This is a genomic window from Acinetobacter pittii (genome assembly GCF_022449185.1).
Taxonomy (GTDB): domain Bacteria; phylum Pseudomonadota; class Gammaproteobacteria; order Pseudomonadales; family Moraxellaceae; genus Acinetobacter; species Acinetobacter pittii_I.
This window is the reverse complement of record NZ_JAKUKO010000002.1, coordinates 81,963-99,644: the sequence shown is the minus strand read 5'-3', so window position 1 is coordinate 99,644 and position 17,682 is coordinate 81,963. Positions and strand designations below refer to the sequence as shown.

General features: G+C 39.7%; 16 protein-coding genes. 8 read left to right on the top strand and 8 right to left on the bottom strand.

All coding sequences use genetic code 11. From position 1 onward, the window contains the following. Nucleotides 1-8 precede the first annotated feature (8 nt). Nucleotides 9-1,586: a glutamate--cysteine ligase gene (gshA, locus tag MKX14_RS06510; protein ID WP_005066727.1), complete on the bottom strand. Its 1,578-nt coding sequence runs from the start codon at nucleotides 1,584-1,586 to the stop codon at nucleotides 9-11. Between the two features lie 168 nt (nucleotides 1,587-1,754). On the opposite strand from gshA, the gene MKX14_RS06505 reads away from it, so the two are divergent. From MKX14_RS06505 to ypnP, 5 genes are all read left to right on the top strand, one after another. Next, nucleotides 1,755-2,294 carry a DUF924 family protein gene (locus MKX14_RS06505; RefSeq protein WP_240282080.1) on the top strand — a complete coding sequence of 180 codons (540 nt, stop codon included), beginning with the start codon at nucleotides 1,755-1,757 and terminating at the stop codon, nucleotides 2,292-2,294. 59 nt (nucleotides 2,295-2,353) lie between these two features. Next, nucleotides 2,354-2,917: a CC0125/CC1285 family lipoprotein gene (locus MKX14_RS06500; protein ID WP_108009723.1), complete on the top strand. Its 564-nt coding sequence runs from the start codon at nucleotides 2,354-2,356 to the stop codon at nucleotides 2,915-2,917. Nucleotides 2,918-2,930: 13 nt separating this feature from the next. Continuing rightward, nucleotides 2,931-4,241 (top strand): DUF445 domain-containing protein, encoded by a 1,311-nt coding sequence (locus MKX14_RS06495; protein ID WP_005078711.1) that lies wholly within the window; start codon nucleotides 2,931-2,933, stop codon nucleotides 4,239-4,241. 28 nt (nucleotides 4,242-4,269) lie between these two features. Beyond that, a complete protein-coding gene (gene ybdL, locus MKX14_RS06490) occupies nucleotides 4,270-5,424 on the top strand; it encodes a pyridoxal phosphate-dependent aminotransferase (RefSeq protein ID WP_240282079.1) in 1,155 nt (384 codons plus the stop codon). A 106-nt stretch (nucleotides 5,425-5,530) separates the two neighbouring features. Further along, a complete protein-coding gene (gene ypnP / locus MKX14_RS06485; protein WP_240282078.1) occupies nucleotides 5,531-6,898 on the top strand; it encodes an MATE family efflux transporter in 1,368 nt (455 codons plus the stop codon). Nucleotides 6,899-6,954: 56 nt separating this feature from the next. Here the strand turns inward: ypnP and MKX14_RS06480 are convergent, their stop codons facing one another. Next, complete coding sequence (locus MKX14_RS06480; RefSeq protein WP_039766441.1) at nucleotides 6,955-7,788, bottom strand: SDR family NAD(P)-dependent oxidoreductase; 834 nt, start codon at nucleotides 7,786-7,788, stop codon at nucleotides 6,955-6,957. 210 nt (nucleotides 7,789-7,998) lie between these two features. Between MKX14_RS06480 and MKX14_RS06475 the strand changes: the two genes are divergently transcribed. The 3 genes from MKX14_RS06475 to phoR all read left to right on the top strand — a co-directional run bounded on the left by MKX14_RS06475 (nucleotide 7,999) and on the right by phoR (nucleotide 11,003). Beyond that, nucleotides 7,999-8,670, top strand: a complete 672-nt coding sequence (locus MKX14_RS06475) for a TetR/AcrR family transcriptional regulator (protein WP_240282077.1) — start codon at nucleotides 7,999-8,001, stop codon at nucleotides 8,668-8,670. A 254-nt stretch (nucleotides 8,671-8,924) separates the two neighbouring features. Beyond that, on the top strand, nucleotides 8,925-9,635 hold the full coding sequence (phoB, locus tag MKX14_RS06470) for a phosphate regulon transcriptional regulator PhoB (RefSeq protein ID WP_000650776.1): 711 nt from the start codon (nucleotides 8,925-8,927) through the stop codon (nucleotides 9,633-9,635). Nucleotides 9,636-9,644: 9 nt separating this feature from the next. Further along, nucleotides 9,645-11,003: a phosphate regulon sensor histidine kinase PhoR gene (gene phoR / locus MKX14_RS06465; protein ID WP_002121907.1), complete on the top strand. Its 1,359-nt coding sequence runs from the start codon at nucleotides 9,645-9,647 to the stop codon at nucleotides 11,001-11,003. Between the two features lie 68 nt (nucleotides 11,004-11,071). On the opposite strand, the gene MKX14_RS06460 is transcribed toward phoR, so the two are convergent. The 6 genes from MKX14_RS06460 to pncB form a co-directional block, all read right to left on the bottom strand. After that, complete coding sequence (locus tag MKX14_RS06460) at nucleotides 11,072-12,268, bottom strand: alpha/beta fold hydrolase (protein WP_240282076.1); 1,197 nt, start codon at nucleotides 12,266-12,268, stop codon at nucleotides 11,072-11,074. A gap of 39 nt (nucleotides 12,269-12,307) precedes the next feature. Then, nucleotides 12,308-12,727, bottom strand: a complete 420-nt coding sequence (locus tag MKX14_RS06455; protein WP_240282075.1) for a hypothetical protein — start codon at nucleotides 12,725-12,727, stop codon at nucleotides 12,308-12,310. A gap of 130 nt (nucleotides 12,728-12,857) precedes the next feature. Beyond that, nucleotides 12,858-14,078: an acetamidase/formamidase family protein gene (locus tag MKX14_RS06450; protein ID WP_240282074.1), complete on the bottom strand. Its 1,221-nt coding sequence runs from the start codon at nucleotides 14,076-14,078 to the stop codon at nucleotides 12,858-12,860. A 427-nt stretch (nucleotides 14,079-14,505) separates the two neighbouring features. Continuing rightward, complete coding sequence (gene asd / locus MKX14_RS06445) at nucleotides 14,506-15,357, bottom strand: archaetidylserine decarboxylase (protein WP_086376033.1); 852 nt, start codon at nucleotides 15,355-15,357, stop codon at nucleotides 14,506-14,508. Further along, nucleotides 15,354-16,202: a sulfurtransferase gene (rhdA, locus tag MKX14_RS06440; protein WP_240282253.1), complete on the bottom strand. Its 849-nt coding sequence runs from the start codon at nucleotides 16,200-16,202 to the stop codon at nucleotides 15,354-15,356. Before rhdA ends, asd begins: the two co-directional genes overlap by 4 nt. A gap of 148 nt (nucleotides 16,203-16,350) precedes the next feature. Next, nucleotides 16,351-17,565: a nicotinate phosphoribosyltransferase gene (gene pncB / locus MKX14_RS06435; RefSeq protein ID WP_005078724.1), complete on the bottom strand. Its 1,215-nt coding sequence runs from the start codon at nucleotides 17,563-17,565 to the stop codon at nucleotides 16,351-16,353. Nucleotides 17,566-17,682: the final 117 nt, after the last annotated feature.

Sequence of the window (17,682 nt, the reverse complement as noted above, 5' to 3'; positions counted from 1 at the left end):
TCGTTTTATTATCGATATTGTTCAAGATATTGATCAAAACTGATCTTGGTATCTTGCTCAAGTTTTTCTTGCTGCTGTAAAGATTGCGCAGCCAACTGTTCAAAATGTTTCAAAGTTTCCACACTAAGCTCATGCTGTTCATAACTTTCAGCATGTAACTGAGCCATGTGGCTACCAAAACTCCAAGTTCCACCATGCTTTAACGTATCGTCAATGACATGGGCAGATAAAGTTTCATCAACTTCATCAATTCGTGCTTGCATGACCGCCAAAGCTGAACCATACAAGTCCGTTGCATAGGTCTGATCGAGTAGCTGTGCACAATCTTGCATTTTTGCAATATATAAACGTGCCCAATCTTCGATGTGATATGACCCTGTTAAATCTGTAATGGTTGCGTTTGGCGCTCGACCTCGGTTGACCACCTCTGTCTGATTTTTCTCAACCAAGTCTTGCTCAGGACATAACAAGTCTGGGCTATCACTTAACAGACAATAAAGTGCTAACACTTCAAGAAAGCCTGCTGTCGTTTCATCAACGCCGATTGCCGAGTATGGATTTACATCTACAGCACGTAACTCAACATAACCAACGCCTCGATTTTTTAAAGCTTGAGACGGTGTTTCACCTGCTTGAGGCACCTGTTTTGGACGTACTAGACTGTAATATTCATTCTCAATCTGCAAAACATGATCATTAATTTGCAACGGCTCACCAGATGCATCATTTAACCCTAAACGGCTAAATGGTGGGTAAGGAGAATGAACGGCTTTTTGTAAACCATCCAGATAGCCAGACAAATTGTTGTAATGAATACCTAAGCTTTTTTGTGCTGAGTTTTGATAGCCCAATCGCCCCATACGGAGTGCTGTAGCATACGGTAAATAGTATGAACCTTTGATTAAAGGCAACAAATGATGTTTGTGTCCGGTCAAGAAACAGCGACATACCGTTGGACTCGCGCCCACCAAGAACATGACCAATGGTGTTAAACGAATAAAATTACGAATAAGGCCAAAATAACGATGGCTACGGTAATCCTGCAAACTTAATGATTTTAATTGTTCGTCAGTTTCATGAGCTTGCAGCTCAGCAAAAAGTGTATCTGGGAAAGATAAGTTGTAATGCACCCCTGAAATGGTCTGCATACGACGACCATATCGAATTCCTAACCCACGGCGATATAGTGTTTTAAAACGGCCAATATTAGAAGTGCCATATTGCGCTAGACGAATGCGTTCTTCATTGTCGTCTAACATACATGGCATAGACAGCGGCCAGAGTTTTTCACCATTTTCTAAATGACGATGCACAACCGCATGAATATCGGTTAGCTCGTGCAGAGCTTCTTCAATCGTTGGCTTAGGTGAAGTAATAAACTCCATCAACGCTTCTGAATAATCAGTCGTAATTTTTGGATGTGTTAAAGCTGAACCTAATGCTTTCGGATGTAACTCTTGTGATAAGAACCCATTACTTTGCATACGTAGGCTTTCACGCTCTATTCCACGTAACATGCCTTGTAGTAGCGACGAATCCACCCAAGCAGGAATAACTGATTGAGATGGTGTAGTGGGTTGACTCATGCATTTGCTCGCTTATTAAAGATCACTATATACAAAATCGTGAGATGATACGGTTACTTATATAATCACATCATTCCAGTTTGGCAATTTTTATCACAATCTTGTTATTTAAGACACGAAAGAATTGTGATTTTATTGAAGAATAATTGCTAAAGAGTTGTCAATATCATGAACGAACAAGACATTTTAAACTTCTGGTTTTCTCCTGAACACCGTTCACTTTGGTTTGCAAAAAGTGATGATTTTGACAAAAAAATCAGTGAAAATTTTTCTGATGTTCATCGACAGGCAACTCAAGCAGAACTCTGGTCTTGGCGAAAAACAGCTGAAGGCCGTTTGGCAGAGATTATTGTACTAGATCAGTTTTCTCGCAACATCTATCGTGATCAGCCCCAATCTTTTGCCTATGACAACTTGGCATTAGCTTTGGCACAAGAAGCAATTAGTTTGCAACTCGATGCACAGCTTAATCCAGAGCAACGCTCTTTTTTATATATGCCGTTTATGCATAGTGAATCAAAATTGATCCATGAATTTGCCTTGAAACTATTTCAACGTCTCGGCAATGAAATTAACTTAAGCTTTGAGAAAAAGCATAAAGTCATTATTGATCGCTTTGGACGCTATCCTCATCGCAATACCATTCTCGGACGTGTTTCTACTCCAGAGGAAACCGAATTTTTATTAGAACCGAACAGTAGTTTTTAAAGCTTCTTAATTTTTAATGCTGAGTCATCTTTGTTTTAATGCTCAGCTGGGAGTTCACCATGAAATATCTCTCTCTTTGTTTAGCATTAGGCACTGCCTTAACCTTAACTGCTTGTGCAACGACTCCAAGTAAACCAAAAACCTTTGATCAACTTGGTCAATTTTCCGCATACCCTTTAAATGCGCAAACGTTTCGTATTAGTTTTCAAGCCGATCCGAATATGAGTTACGGCGCAGCTGAAGAAATCACTTTGGTAAAATCAGCGCAAACGACCGTACAAAAAGGTTTCCGCTTTTTTAAAGTACTGAATGACCCAAGTAACCAAAGTCAGAAACCACCACGTCAGGCTGTGATTTATCCATCTGCTCCAAGCTTTTATCCTTATGGCTATGGTCGTCGCTATCCGGGTTTCTGGCATGATCCGTTCTATGATTTCCCACAAGTGGTCAATATCGACCCTGTTCAAGTGTCGTATACTATTGAATGTTATCGGGATCAAAAGCAGGCTCCTCAAGACGCTTTTGATGCAACCTTGATCTTGAAATCAATCGGACAAAAATATGGATTGAGTCCGACAGGAGCGCTGTTGCCACCGCCCGAGCCTCCAGTAAAACAAAAATGAATAGGATAAATTTATGAGCATGGCAGAAGAAGTTCACCACGTGCCCAGTCTTAAACGTAGTAAATATTTTGCTACCCTAGCGCTGATCATCGTCGTTGTGCTGTGGATTGCACTGATGGTAGCCGACCGTTTTCTGCCAGAGTACACAGGTTTTATTCATATTTTGATGCTAGGGGCCGAAGCAGGTGTAGTTGGTGGTCTAGCTGATTGGTACGCGATTACAGTTCTATTTCGGAACCCTTTTGGTAAGTTACCAATTCCTAAGTTTTTACGGGACCATACCGAGATTATTCCGCGTAACAAGGCACGCATTGCCGAGTCAATGGGCCGTTTTGTACAGGAAAATTTTCTTTCGCCTCAAGTCGTCGAAAGAAGCTTAGAAAAAACAGACTTAAGTCTCGCAATTGGTCAATGGTTGGCAAGTCCACAAAACAATACGCAAGTAGTGCAGCTCATTCAGCAAACTGTACCGAAAATTTTTGAATTTGTGAGCCAAGAGCAAATTGCTAATTTCGTGCAAAACAACAGTGTGCAATGGGTACGTAATACCCAAGTCAACAAACTCGCCAGTGAGATGCTACGCGCGGTATTGGAAAATGATTTCCACCAAGACGTTTTACAGCGTGGTCTCGATATCGCTCATGAATGGGTCGTACAAAATCCAGATAAAACTCGTGAATTAACCCGAAAAATGTTTAAAGCACTAGGCGTCTGGTCACTTGCAAGAGGTGCAAGCTGGATTGGAATTGATGTTCAACAACGTACAATCGACTCATTGGTTGAAAAAGTAGAATCGATGCTGGCCGACCATGAACACCCATGGCGACAAGAAATTGAAACGATTGCACATTCACTCATGCTGGAGCTAGCGAAACCCGATAGTGTTGCCAGTCAACGCCTTAACAGCGGTAAAGATGCGCTCCTTGATAGTCCTCAAGTTCTAAATTTTATTAGTGGTGCTGTCACCATTTTGTGTGATGCCATTAAAGAAGATTTAATGAAAGAAGACTCTGGCATTGCAATGAACCTGCGAGCTGCGATTCAGCAGCTCGGTGAAAACCTTGTTCAAAATGTAAAAGTACGTGAAGTTCTCAACAAAGAAATGACAGGACTTGCCATGAATTTTACGGATCAATATAGCCATAAAATCATACGCTATGTGAGTGAACGCATTCATGAATGGGATTCACGTGAAATGATCGGGAAAATTGAAAATGAAGTCGGTGGCGACTTACACATGATCCGTGTAAATGGTGTGGTAGTGGGTGCATTTATTGGTTTGACACTCGGTGTAATTCGGGCAGTGATTGAATCAATTTTATAACTTTAAATATTTTTAATAAGAGAACAATATGCTTCAGCTACAGTCAAAATTGGCCACTCAAGGCGTGACTATTTTTAGTACCATGACGGCACTGGCACATCGTCTAGGTGCGCTCAACCTGTCACAAGGCTTTCCAGATTTTCCGGCGCCACAAGCCTTACTTGAAGCCTTATCTCAAGCGACTTTAGCTGGACATAATCAGTACCCGCCTGGCGATGGTATTCTCGGTTTACGGGAGCAACTCGCTTTACAATTTCAGCAGCGTGATCAAATTCAACTTGATCCTGTTACTCAAATCACGATTACGCCCGGCGCAACCATTGCAATTTTTTGTGCTATACAAGCCTGCATCAATGCAGGTGATGAAGTCATTATTTTTGACCCAAGTTATGATAGCTATGGCCCTTCTGTCGAGTTAGCAGGCGGTAAAGCTGTTCATATTGCACTTGAAGCACCTGACTTTAAGGTGAACTGGCAACAAGTTAAAGATCTCATCAATGACAAAACCCGTATGATTGTGGTGAATACGCCCCATAATCCAACTGGTACAATCTGGGCAAAACAAGACTGGTTAGAACTCATTGAACTAATTCAAGATAAAAATATTCTGGTTTTATCCGATGAAGTCTATGAACACTTAGTTTTTGATGGTCAACAACACTTTAGCGCATTGCATTTTCCAGAGCTCAGAGAGCGTAGTTTTGTGATTGGTTCTTTTGGAAAAACCTTTCATGTGACGGGATGGAAAACGGGTTACTGCGTCGCCTCACCTGAGCTAATGCGTTTATTCCGCCAGATTTATCAATATGCAAATTTCTGTGGCACGACACCTTGTCAAATTGCCCTAGCGGAATATATGGAGCAACATCCAGAACATATTCAAGAGCTTTCGCAGTTTTATCAAACGAAAAGAGATCGATTTAATCAGGCAATTCATAATAGTCGTTTTTTACTAAAACCTTCTCAAGGTACTTATTTCCAAAACCTTGATTACAGTCAAATTAGACCTGACTTAAACGATGTGGAAATGTGCCAGTTTCTTGCCGAGCAACACAAGATTGTGGCAATTCCAGTTTCGGTTTTCTACCAGCAAGCGCCTGAGTCTTTACGCTTGATTCGATTCTGCTTTGCTAAAAATGATGAGACTCTGCAAAAAGCAGGAGAAATTTTAAATCAATGTTAATAAATTTAGCCACTTAGCGCTGTAAAAATACTACAAGTCATTCGCTCCAACTATGCTAAGTTGAATATCCGCCCCGCTCATCAAAGAGATGGGCGATGGAGAACACATGCCACCAAGACAGTCCTTAATTCAACAGCAAAATCTATGGAAAACATTTTTTGTTTTCTTGCTACCCTTGATTGCAACCAATATTTTGCAGAACTTGTCGGGAACTATTAATACCATCTTTGTTGGTCAAATGATGGGAGTAGATGCAATTGCGGCAGTTTCTGTATATTTCCCTATCTTATTTTTGCTACTCGCTTTTATTATCGGAATTTCAACAGGTACTATTGTTTTAGTAGGGCAAGCATGGGGTGCGCAAAATATAGAGAAAGTCCAAAGTGTGGTCGGTTCTACCCTATTTATGACCATCATTGGTGGAATTATTACCGCGATTCTTGGTGTGTTTTTCGCCCATGATATTTTGGAGCTTTTAGGTACAGATCCCAAGGTAATGCATCTTGCTTTGCCTTATGTACAATGGATGTTGGCGGGTAGTCCTCTTCTGTTCGTTTATATTATCTATACCTCAATTTTACGTGGTGTGGGAGACAGTACGACCCCTTTACTGGCCCTCGCTTTAACCAGTGTCATCGGTGTAATTATTACACCAATTCTTCTCAAAGGTTATTTTGGCTTTCCTGCCCTAGGGATTATTGCTCCTGCTATAGCATCAATTATTAGTTATATCGCAATATTAATTTTTCTTGCGATTTATCTTAACAAGAAAAATCATTCACTTCGGCCGAATCGTCAACTTCTGCAACATATTCGTCATAATCCAGAACTGAGCAAAATCATTTTACGCTTAGGCGTCCCAACTGGTATTCAAATGATTACGACCTCAATGGCAGGTTTAGTTATTGTTGGGTTGGTTAACCATTATGGTTCACATGCTACAGCAGCGTATGGTGCAGTGAATCAGGTACTCAACTACATTCAGTTTCCAGCGATTTCGATCTCCATCGCAGCCTCAATTTTTGCAGCGCAAGCGATTGGTGCGGGTAAATCAGATCTATTAGCACGAGTAACTCGCACGGCTCTGGGAATGAACTTTTTATTTACAGGTGTGTTAATTGCACTTGGTTATCTATTTTCAAAATATTTAATGGCTTTGTTTATTACTGACCCAACTGTGGTGGTGTTAGGTCAACAGCTTTTATTTATTGTACTTTGGGCGATTTTATTCTTTGGCGCAGGTGCCATTTTTGCCTCTATCATGCGTGCGAGCGGTACCGTGACTGTTCCAATGCTGATTAACATCTCTGCCATTTTATTTATTGAAATTCCATGTGCTTACTGGTTTAGCTCAATGTGGGGACTTAAAGGCATTTGGGTTGCCTATGCCTTGGCATTTGTCAGTCTATGTATTATTCAAGGCTTGTATTATCAATTTATCTGGAAGAAAAAGACGATCAAAGTTCTTATTTAGAACTATTTAAATATTATAAAAAAAGCCATCAATTGATGGCTTTTTTGCGTTGAAAATTATTTCATTAACTTAGTCACAATGGTTGAAGCACGTTGGTATCCGGTCGGGAATAAACGCTGGAATGCATCAAGAATTTTTGCATCACTACCAATCAATAAACGGCGTTTATTTTTCAAAACAGCATCCAAGATTTGACGGGCAGCTTCTTCTGGAGGAGTACGAAGTAGCTTGTCAAAGTTTTGAATCGATTTAGTCGGGTCCATACCTAAACTAGTCAAACTGTCACTCATTTTTGCAGCTTTAGCAATATTGGTACGGATACCACCCGGATGTACGCACAAAGAACTCACGCCACTTTTTTCAATATCTAACTCTTGGCGCAATGACTCGGTAAAACCACGCACAGCAAATTTAGTTGCGTTATAACCAGATTGTGTAGGTTGGGCAGTCAGACCAAATAAGCTCGAGATGTTAATAATGTGTCCATCTTGAGTTTGCTTAATGAACGGTAAAAATTCTTTCGTACCGTACACAACACCCCAGAAGTTAATCCCAACAATCCACTCTAAATCTTCGTAGGTTGCGCCTTCGACAGTCGAACCTAACGCAACACCAGCATTGTTAAAAATCAGGTTAACAGAACCGTGATCTTGCACAGTTTCTTGTGCCCACTGCTTTACGGCTTCACGGTCAGACACATCAAGCTTTTTGGTGGTAACAGTAATATTGCTGTAAGGCTTTAAAAGCTCAACAGTTTGTTGTAATCCTTTTTCATTAATATCACTCAACGAAAGATGGCAGCCCTGTTTTGCCAAAAGAATTGCTAACTGTTGCCCAATGCCAGAACCCGCGCCCGTAATTGCAGCGACTTTGTTTTTAAAATTTTTCATTGTCCATCCTTTGTTTTTCGATTTGCACAATCGGTTCATTGCATGTGCACTTTAGACACCTTCAATATAATTTTGACAATACACATTGTCAATATAGTACACTGTAATTTCAGATAGAATGGCACAATTCTGCTGAGGGCTTTATCATAGTGAGCGTATTTGGCTAAAACCTATAAATTAGGAAACCATTCTTTAGGAAACAATTTATTTATGGCGACTAACGACTCAACCAGTAAAAAGAAAACAAAAAGTGTGAGTAAAGAACGTCAGTTCAAAGGGTTATCTCTATCTGAACGTAAAGAGGCGCGCCGCGAAAAACTAATTGAAGCGGGTATTGCAACCTACGGAACCCTTGGCTTTTTTTCAGTAACGGTAAAAGATGTCTGCCAAGAGGCAAAACTCACCGAACGTTATTTTTATGAATCATTTAAGAAAAGTGAAGATTTATTTCAAACCATCTTTTTAAAAATGATTGAAGAATTACAGCAAAATCTGATGCAAGCCGTGATTAAAGCTGCACCCGAACCAGAAAAAATGGTTGATGCGGGTTTGAGAGCACTGCTGACCACCTTAAAAGATGACCCAAGATTAGCTCGTATCATCTATGTCGATGCCGTTTTGGTACAAGAATTACATAATCAAGCCACCATTCAAGAAACGCTTGCGCAATTTGATCGCATGATTCAGGCCTTTGTTATGCTCACCATGCCGCAAATTCAACACCATGAAAATGAGCTCTCTTTAATCGCAACTGGCTTGAATGGATATGTCACTCAAATTGCGATTCGATGGGTCATGGGAGGATTTGAGCAGTCGCTTGAGCAGGTTTTAACTGCATGCCGTATCGTTTTCTTAGCCCTATTAGCCCAAGTTTCAAAATAATATTAAAGTTTTTTGACAGCTAAAAATGTGAAAAAATAGCGAAGCAATTAAGGTGATAACCTATTGAATGATTTTAAGAAGTTTAAAGTTTATATGTCATCATTTGGTCATACCTTTGCCTTGGTTTTGTCACAAATTATTGCTAAATTCAATTTTATAGACTTTTCTGCAATGAAATTGTCATAATTAATCTTTGTAATAAGCCTGTCATAACTACAAAACGGTTCACCGTTAAATCTATAGGATATTGCGTTGTGAAAGATGACTATATTTTAATTGTCGATGATGAGCTTCCTATTCGTGAAATGATCCATACTTCTTTGGACATGGCAGGCTTTCAGTGTTTACAGGCAGAAGATGCCAAACAGGCTCATCAAATTATCGTCGACCAACGTCCGGCGCTTATCTTGCTTGATTGGATGTTACCTGGAGGCGTAAGTGGTGTCGATTTATGCCGCCGCTTAAAACGCGATGAGAACCTAGCAGAAATTCCAGTGATTATGCTGACCGCTCGCGGAGAAGAAGACCATAAAGTACAAGGTCTTGATGCGGGTGCAGATGATTACATGACGAAGCCTTTTTCAACACGTGAACTGGTTTCACGTATTAAGGCAGTTCTGCGCCGTGCCAATGCATTAAGTGGTGAAAAAACAATTGATGCCAATGGTTTAATTCTTGATCCTGTAAGCCAACGTGTTAGCTTTGGCAACAGCATTTTAGATATGGGCCCAACTGAATATCGCTTACTTGCGTTTTTTATGACCCATCCAGAACGTGCATATACGCGTGCCCAGTTGCTCGATCAGGTATGGGGCGGTAATGTATATATTGAAGACCGCACTATCGATGTGCATATCCGTCGTTTGCGTAAAGTGCTAGAACCTTTTGGTGTTGACCGATTTGTTCAGACTGTACGTGGAACTGGCTACCGTTTCTCAACACGTGCAGATTTAGCCGCAGGTTAACCAAGATTTATGTATGAACCCTACCCCGTCCCTGAACAGGTACGTGAACAAAAGCTTTCTCGCTACAGTAGTTTATGGACGTTTGCCAAACAAGATTTACGGCTTTTATTATTTTTTCTAATTATTGCCGGTTTAGTCGGTTTCGGTATTGGGTATTTCTGGAGCTGTATTTTTATCGCCTTCGTGGTGTTTTTTACACTCCAGTTGCGTTCTTTATATCTGGTCAATGACTGGATTGCGAATAAACCTTATGACGTTCCTCCAAACCTTAACGGGATTTGGGGGGCATTATTATTTAATGTTTACCGTGCTCAGCGTCAGGAACGAATAGTTCAGGCCGAAATGGTCGGTTTAATTGACCGTGCACAGTCATCTTTGGTGGCGCTTGCTGAAGCGGTTGTTTTAATTGATGACCAACATCAAATCGAATGGTGGAACCCTGCTGCGGAACGTTTGTTAGGAATCAGCCCTCTCGATCGTGGTCGTAACTTATTAACGATTTTACGTCAGCCAACCTTTATTGAATATTTTAACAATATTGATCAGGCACCTGACGGGATTAAGCTTCACTCAAATTTTGATGATGACCGTTATGTGCAGGTTAAACTCACAAGATTTGGTGGAGAAAGTCGTTTATTGGTGGCTTACGACGTGACTCGTATGCATAACCTTGAGCAAATGCGTAAAGACTTTGTCGATAATATTTCGCATGAGCTTCGTACACCATTAACCGTGCTCAGTGGTTATATTGAAACCTTTACAGATCAGGAAGATATTAGTCCACGCTGGAAACGAGCCTTTGATCAAATGCAGTCACAAACCAAGCGTATGAATGCTTTGGTCAATGATTTACTGCTATTATCGAATTTAGAAAATAACAAGAAAATTGCGAAAAACCAGATTATTGAAATGCCGAGCTTAATGAATCAATTGTTTGATGATGCTCAGGCCTACAATGCCGATTATGGACACACGCTCAATTTACATATTGATAGCCACTGTGACTTGATTGGTTCCGACATGGAAATTGCCAGTGCATTTAGTAATTTAATTACCAATGCCATTAAGTACACACCAAAAGGTGGAACGATTACCATTGGCTGGCATGATGATGGTGAACATGCTTACTTTAGTGTACAAGACACAGGCATTGGAATTAACCCTAAACATTTGCCGCGACTGACCGAACGCTTCTATCGTGTTGATAGTGACCGTAGTCGTCAAACAGGTGGTACAGGTTTAGGTCTTGCGATTGTAAAACACGTGCTGATGCAACACGGCGCTTATTTAGATGTGCAGTCTAAAGAAAATGAAGGATCAACGTTTACCGCAGTTTTTCCGAAAGAAAGACTATATAACATGACCTAAATTTGCCCCTCTCACATTTAAAAAACCGACTCATGAAAAGTCGGCTTTTTTGTAGCATTTAAACCAATTTACTTAAAATTAGAGCAATACGATTTTGTCTGATTTTTCTCTATTACGTTTAAAAAACTAGTGGCAAAAGTATTACTTTGACGCAGTGCATCACGGTGATCGCCACCATCAATCGTTTGATAAATAGTTGGTTTTTTTAATTTACATAGCTGTTGATAATAAGCAGATGTGCCTCTAGGGTCGACTAAATGATCTTTAGAGCCTTGAACAATCATTAATGGCACGGTCGGCACCATATTTTCAATGGACTGTTGCTTTAGATAAGCCAGAAGAGGTTTTAAGTCTGCATTAGGGCGAAATATGCTAGAAGGAGACTTCTTCAAATCAGATTGAAGTTCAGATAAACAGCGGCTACGTGCTTGAGTTAGCACCGCATTCATTTCTGGACTGACTAGGTTTTCAGGAACAATACTTGGTTCTGCTGCTTGTGCTCCCAATAATACAATCGGGAAAAATGCTGCCACACTAGGTTCTGGGTTCGGATTAGTTTTCACATATTCTGCAATGCCCTCATATTGATAGCCGCCTGGCGCAAGAGCGATTGCCCCTTTTAAATCTAGTTCGGGAGCATCTTTTTGACCATAAGCCGCCACTGTAATAGCAGCAGCCCCGCCTTGACTATGCCCCATCACCAACCACTGTTTATTAAAGCTCTTGGGCTTAAGCATATGTAATGCACGCACTGCATCAACCACTGTATGCAGTTGGCTCTTTGCATTCATATAGGGATGTGCGCCTAATGTACCTAAACCTTGATAATCAGGTGCAACAACTGCATAGCCACGTGCAAGCCAACCATCTAAAGCTTTGGAAGCAACTTCTTGGTATGAGTGAACTGGCCCACCCACATAGTCGCCCGAAGGTGCACAAGTATCAGCTACTCCTGTCGTGCCATGCGCCCAAGCAAGTATCGGCCAGCCATTTTTTGGTGGCGTTCCTTTCGGTAGTAAAATAAATGCTGAGGTAACGATAGGTTCATCGTTCACACCTCGACTACGATAATTGACCAACAAACGCTGATCGGCATGAGGAAATAAATCCGTCACAGCTTGCTGTTCTAGCGACAATATTGAACCCGGTTTTTCGCTCACAATTTGCTTACTCAAATCAGTAATTGGAGCAGCCATAGCAGAACCTGACACCAAACAAGCACTGCTAAATAAAATTTTTAAAAAATAATTACTTTTTCTAATCAAGGGATTACTCCTCTACTTTCTAATCATTTCAAATTGAACTTATAAAAAATATGTCCCTATTGCATATAACGAACCCAACAAGAGGCAAATGAAAGAACTTATATACCAAAATAGATCACTATTCCCACTAAATCTAGCCTTTAACCATGGAAAAGCCAGACCACGCATAAGAAAAACCGCTGCAACAAGCGACAAAATAATTTTTGTAAAAGGTAATACCTGTATTCCCTTTGCTGCAAAGAAAGCATAAATAGCACATACAGTTAGAATTAACCCCACAGCTATAGCTGTAAAATTAGGATACCAGTGCCCTCTTTCGACCATCTGGACAATACTTTTACCAGCCCCTAAAAACCGAAAACCATTTGCTCCCCAGAACACACAAACAAAATGAAGTAATGCAGCACAGAATGTTAATAGTGCAGCAAGATATAGTAGAACGTTCGGAAGTGAGTGCATTAGATTTTATACTAATTAATATATGTGATATTTATTATACTCAATTATAAAATATATAAAAATTATTAATAGTTAAAATAAAATTAACTTGGTATTTAATATTTTAAATACCAAGCTCAGGTCATCTCAATTATTTACTCTCAAACTCTTTAAAATCAGCTTTTCTAATTTTTGCATGGATCCCTTTAGTTTTATCTACTACTTGTGAAACTTCAAAATCAGTTGCTGCGCTTAAATAGGCATACGCTGTCGCTTCATCAATACCGTATTCTTGGTTTAAGAAACGAATGGCTTCACGTGTAGATTTCTTCATCGCTTCATCAAGATCTTCATCAAGTCCCGGTGTAATCCAAAACTCAGCATTTTCAGCTAAAGGTTGTTTTAGCTCTTTGCCCGGTATTTTGTCCTTACCTGCTTTGAGTAAGGTAAATTTCAGCGTGGCGCGGGCTGAAGCTTCTAGTGCCGTTAATGCCACCTCTCCATCGCCTTGCGCGAAATGACTATCACCCGTATAGAATAATGCACCTTTGACTTGAACAGGATAATACGCAGTTGAACCTGCACCTAGTTCATTAATATCAATATTTTCGCCATACATTGCAGGTGGTACAGAGTGAATAGGCTCAGACGTATTGGCTGCTACCCCCATAATTCCCATAAAAGGATAGAGCGGAAAACGTATTGATTTACCAGATTCTGTTTTTAATACCCCTTCATATTTACCTTTAGCATTTTTTTCAATTGGAGTGAAAATCGATACATTTCCATAGCGTTCAGGATGCTCAGCCGATGCATTTTCTTGCTTTGCTTTTTTAGGAAATTCCCCTACTAAAGCCCCCTTACCATGTCGATTTGATATAACACCATAAGGAACACGTGGTTCAACTTTAAGCACTTCAACTTTTAGAATATCACCAGGCTGTGCGCCTTCAATTGCAACAGGGCCTGTCACAATATGCGGCCCATCTTTATGAAAATCATGCTTTAAATTTGATTGCGTAATTATTTTTGCATCTTCCAATATTTCATTAGATTTGACACCTTTCGATTTAAAGAATTTTTCAGCATTACGCCCCTGGTCTTCAAGCAAACCTTCATGAGAAACCGTATCGAATGTCACCACACTACCCGACGGAACAGTAAGCACCGGTTTAGCATCTCGATTTGGTAAATAGCCCCATGTAATGGTATTTAAAGTAGAGGGAACATAATAATTACCTTTATATTCCCCAGTTTGAAGTTGAGTAGGCTGTTTTGAAATTTGATTTAAAACTTTAAAATCATTGGCATGGGTGAGTGAAATACAAAGTACAGATAAAACCGAAGCTGTCAGGCGTTTAACTTTTAACATGATTCCAGAACCTAAAAAATATGAAAGTTACAGTAAAGTCCTAAACAAGTAGCAAGCATTGTGCCAAGGCTAAAGTTGTGTAATATCAAAAAAGCGCTTCATGGTCATAAAAAATAAATAATTTTTTTAGATTTAATAACTTATCTTAAAATAAAATTAAAACCTCGACTTAAGTCTAACTTAAATATTTCATTCTATTTTTATTTATTAATTTTCAATTATATTAATATTTTTGCTCTTTTCAGATACATATTTATAGACTAGCTTATATAACGTACTCATTTAGATCACTTAATAATAATTATATTTCCATATAATATAAATCCAAACATAGTTATATATTTTAATTTTATATAACTTAAATAAAAAATAAACCCTGAATAATTAAAGTCAGGGTTTACTTATTTTATAGTGGTTATATCGTTTACTAAACTGTATGTCCCATGCGCTCGCCCATTACAACTACAGACTCAGCTTTAAAACGTTGTTCCCATTCGATCTTATCTTTTTCAAATAAAATAACGGCTGTAGAACCCAAATAAAAACGTCCAAGCTCAGCACCTTTCTCTAGCTTTAACTGATGATGCTGTAATTCGATACGACCTGAAGGTTTTACCTTGCCTGTTGCCACAGTTTCAATACCAGCAACAATCATTGCCCCCACTAGAACAACAGCCATACGGCCAAGTTCAGTATCAAACAAACACACCATACGTTCATTACGAGCAAATAATCCCGGTACATTTTCAGCAGTGACCTGATTTACCGAAAATAGCTCGCCTGGCACATATAACGTTTCTGTTAATGTCCCTGCAAACGGCATATGAACACGGTGGTAATCGCGTGGTGATAAATAAACTGTCGCGAACTCACCCTCTTGGAATGGTTGAGCAAGTTGTGGATCGCCAATTAATTTCTCTACAGAGAAACTTTGACCTTTTGCTTGAAAGACTTCACCCGCAGTAATTTTACCAATTTGGGAAATTGCGCCGTCCGCTGGTGACACAATGCTATCTGCATTTTCATCAATCAGACGTACACCTTCTTTTAATGCACGGGTAAAAAAGTCATTAAAAGATTTATATTTCAGTGCATTGCCTTGTTCAGCAATCGATAAATCAATCCCATACTTAGCTTTAAATGCATGAATAACAGCGTTTTTCACAACTGGATTTTCACTCGCAGCAACTTTACCTACCACACGGCTCAATTGATGCTGTGGTACAAGGTTTTGTGCCTTAATAAATAATTCTTTTTTTAATCGAGATGTGAAACTCACGACGGTGATTCTCCAGTAATAATAGGACTATCGAGGCGATTGCCCCATTCACTCCACGCACCATCATAGGCTTTTGCTTCCCAGCCCAAGAGTTTAGCCAGAATATAGGCCAAACCGGAACGGTGATGTGACTGGCAGTACACAACTACAGGTTGTTGTAAATCGAACCCAAGTTGTTCAAGGCGCTGCCGCGTGCGTTCAAGCGGATGCAATTTTAGATGATTTTGACGATTAAGTGCAGTACTCCATTCAAAATGGAGGGCATTTGGAATGTGACCGCCGCGTCGCGCTGCTAAACGGACACCACTATATTCATCACTCGTCCGGCAATCCCACAGTTGCACACTTTCTTGCTCAACTTGTTTGCGTAGCTCTTCATAGTTCACACGGAACTGAGCAGCATGTGATAAATCAATTTGAAGTAAGTCCGTAACAGGAGAAATTTTTTCAACTTCTGCTGTAGTGGGTAAGCCAGCACCTAACCATGCATGGATACCCCCGTTAATTAAACTGGTACGGGTAAATCCTAGGCAATGCAAATTCCAGATTAAACGCCCAGCCCATGCCCCACCTTCATCGTCATAAACCACAACATGATGATTAGGTGAAATATTCAATTTTTCAATCAGTGCTTGCAAACCCGCTTCATCTGGCAAAACACCAGTGGCTTCTTCTTGTTGAGCCACTAACCATTTAGGCTGTAAATGAATGGCATGTGGAATATGGAGTTGTTCATAAACCGATGCACGGCTCAAATCTACGACGCGAATATATTCATTGCCTAAATAAGGCACTAATTCTTCTGCTTCTATTAATAAATCGAGTTTAAAATCAGGGAGTATCATCGTCATGGTTTCTTTTTATACCAGCTTATTTTCAATCTTAGCATAAGCATATATCTAACAAACTCTGATTTTCTGCTACGCTTTAGCAGAAAATCAGATATCAGCATTCTCACTTTTAAAAATAAAAAATAGCGAGACTACTTTTTACTTAAACCACTTCTTCAAGTTCTTCGATTTCAAAAACCTGACGTAAATAGGCCAAGAAAGTATCGTTGTCAGTCATGGTTTTACCCGGACTATCAGAGATCTTCGCAACCGACTGACCATTACATTCAACCAGTTTCAGCACAATATTCAGCGGCTTTTGCCCCATGTCGTTGGTTAGGTTAGTTCCAATACCGAAACTCACTTGAAAACGATCTTTAAAGTATTGATGTAATTCCCATGCCTTTGGCAAATTAAGACCATCGCTAAAGGTCAGCATTTTGGTTTTGGTATCAATTTTTAATTTACGGTAATGTGCATACGCCTTATCACCCCATTCATACGGGTCGCCACTGTCATGACGTAAACCATCAAATAGTTTGGCAAAATAAAGGTCAAAGTCGCGTAAGAAAGCGTCCATCCCTACCACATCAGTTAGGGCAATTCCTAAATCTCCACGGTACTCTTGTACCCACGTTTCCAAAGCAGCTTTTTGGAAATCACGCAAACGTACATCAAGTGCCTGAAACGCTTGTAGGAATTCATGTGCCATGGTCCCGATTGGAGTAATGTTAAGCTCTTTAGCCAGCAACACATTACTTGTACCCCGGAAGACATTTGGTACAGTTTTATGAAAAGCTGCCACGACATGTTTTTGCCAAGCAAAGCTATAACGACGGCGTGTACCAAAATCAGAAACTAAAAACGGTGGATCGTTTGGCTGTTGAGATTTTTCATATTGCTGAATCAAATCGAGTTTTGCTTGTAAACGGCGTTCGCCTTCGGCCCAAACTTGATCTGTTTTGATACGGCTAAAATACAATTCGTTTACAATGGCTAGGACAAAAATCTCGAACATCATCGCCTGAACCATCGGTCCTTCAATATGAATATCTAAACGGCCTTCTGCATCAATACTAGCCTGAATAAAACGACGTTTGAGTTGGAATAATTCTAAGTAATCGACAAAGTCGCTTTTAATAAAGCGTAATTTTCTTAGATATTGTAGCTCGTCTTCTTTATATTTGAGATTACATAAATGGTCGAGTTGCTCGTTTAAGTCATCCAAAATATCCACTAATGGATAGACTGTATCTTCTAAGTTTCTGCAACGAAAATGATAGACACTATGTGTTTGTGGGAATTTATGCAGAACCACTTGTAGCATCGTAAATTTGTACAAGTCTGTATCTAGTAAAGAATGGATAATTGGAGACATAGTCAATGATTATTCGCTTGCTTCTTAGCATTAAAGCATATTTTTATGGATGAATTACGAGGTTTTATACCATTGTTGCAGTTCCATGAAATTTCCTTTTAAAAATCATTTAATTTA

Excerpts from the sequence above, each read along its gene's own strand:
- gshA (WP_005066727.1), bottom strand. The coding sequence starts at position 1,586 with ATGAGTCAACCCACTACACCATCTCAATCAGTTATTCCTGCTTGGGTG.
- MKX14_RS06505 (WP_240282080.1), top strand. The coding sequence starts at position 1,755 with ATGAACGAACAAGACATTTTAAACTTCTGGTTTTCTCCTGAACACCGT.
- MKX14_RS06500 (WP_108009723.1), top strand. The coding sequence starts at position 2,354 with ATGAAATATCTCTCTCTTTGTTTAGCATTAGGCACTGCCTTAACCTTA.
- MKX14_RS06495 (WP_005078711.1), top strand. The coding sequence starts at position 2,931 with ATGAGCATGGCAGAAGAAGTTCACCACGTGCCCAGTCTTAAACGTAGT.
- ybdL (WP_240282079.1), top strand. The coding sequence starts at position 4,270 with ATGCTTCAGCTACAGTCAAAATTGGCCACTCAAGGCGTGACTATTTTT.
- ypnP (WP_240282078.1), top strand. The coding sequence starts at position 5,531 with ATGCCACCAAGACAGTCCTTAATTCAACAGCAAAATCTATGGAAAACA.
- MKX14_RS06480 (WP_039766441.1), bottom strand. The coding sequence starts at position 7,788 with ATGAAAAATTTTAAAAACAAAGTCGCTGCAATTACGGGCGCGGGTTCT.
- MKX14_RS06475 (WP_240282077.1), top strand. The coding sequence starts at position 7,999 with ATGGCGACTAACGACTCAACCAGTAAAAAGAAAACAAAAAGTGTGAGT.
- phoR (WP_002121907.1), top strand. The coding sequence starts at position 9,645 with ATGTATGAACCCTACCCCGTCCCTGAACAGGTACGTGAACAAAAGCTT.
- MKX14_RS06455 (WP_240282075.1), bottom strand. The coding sequence starts at position 12,727 with ATGCACTCACTTCCGAACGTTCTACTATATCTTGCTGCACTATTAACA.
- MKX14_RS06450 (WP_240282074.1), bottom strand. The coding sequence starts at position 14,078 with ATGTTAAAAGTTAAACGCCTGACAGCTTCGGTTTTATCTGTACTTTGT.
- rhdA (WP_240282253.1), bottom strand. The coding sequence starts at position 16,202 with ATGATACTCCCTGATTTTAAACTCGATTTATTAATAGAAGCAGAAGAA.
- pncB (WP_005078724.1), bottom strand. The coding sequence starts at position 17,565 with ATGTCTCCAATTATCCATTCTTTACTAGATACAGACTTGTACAAATTT.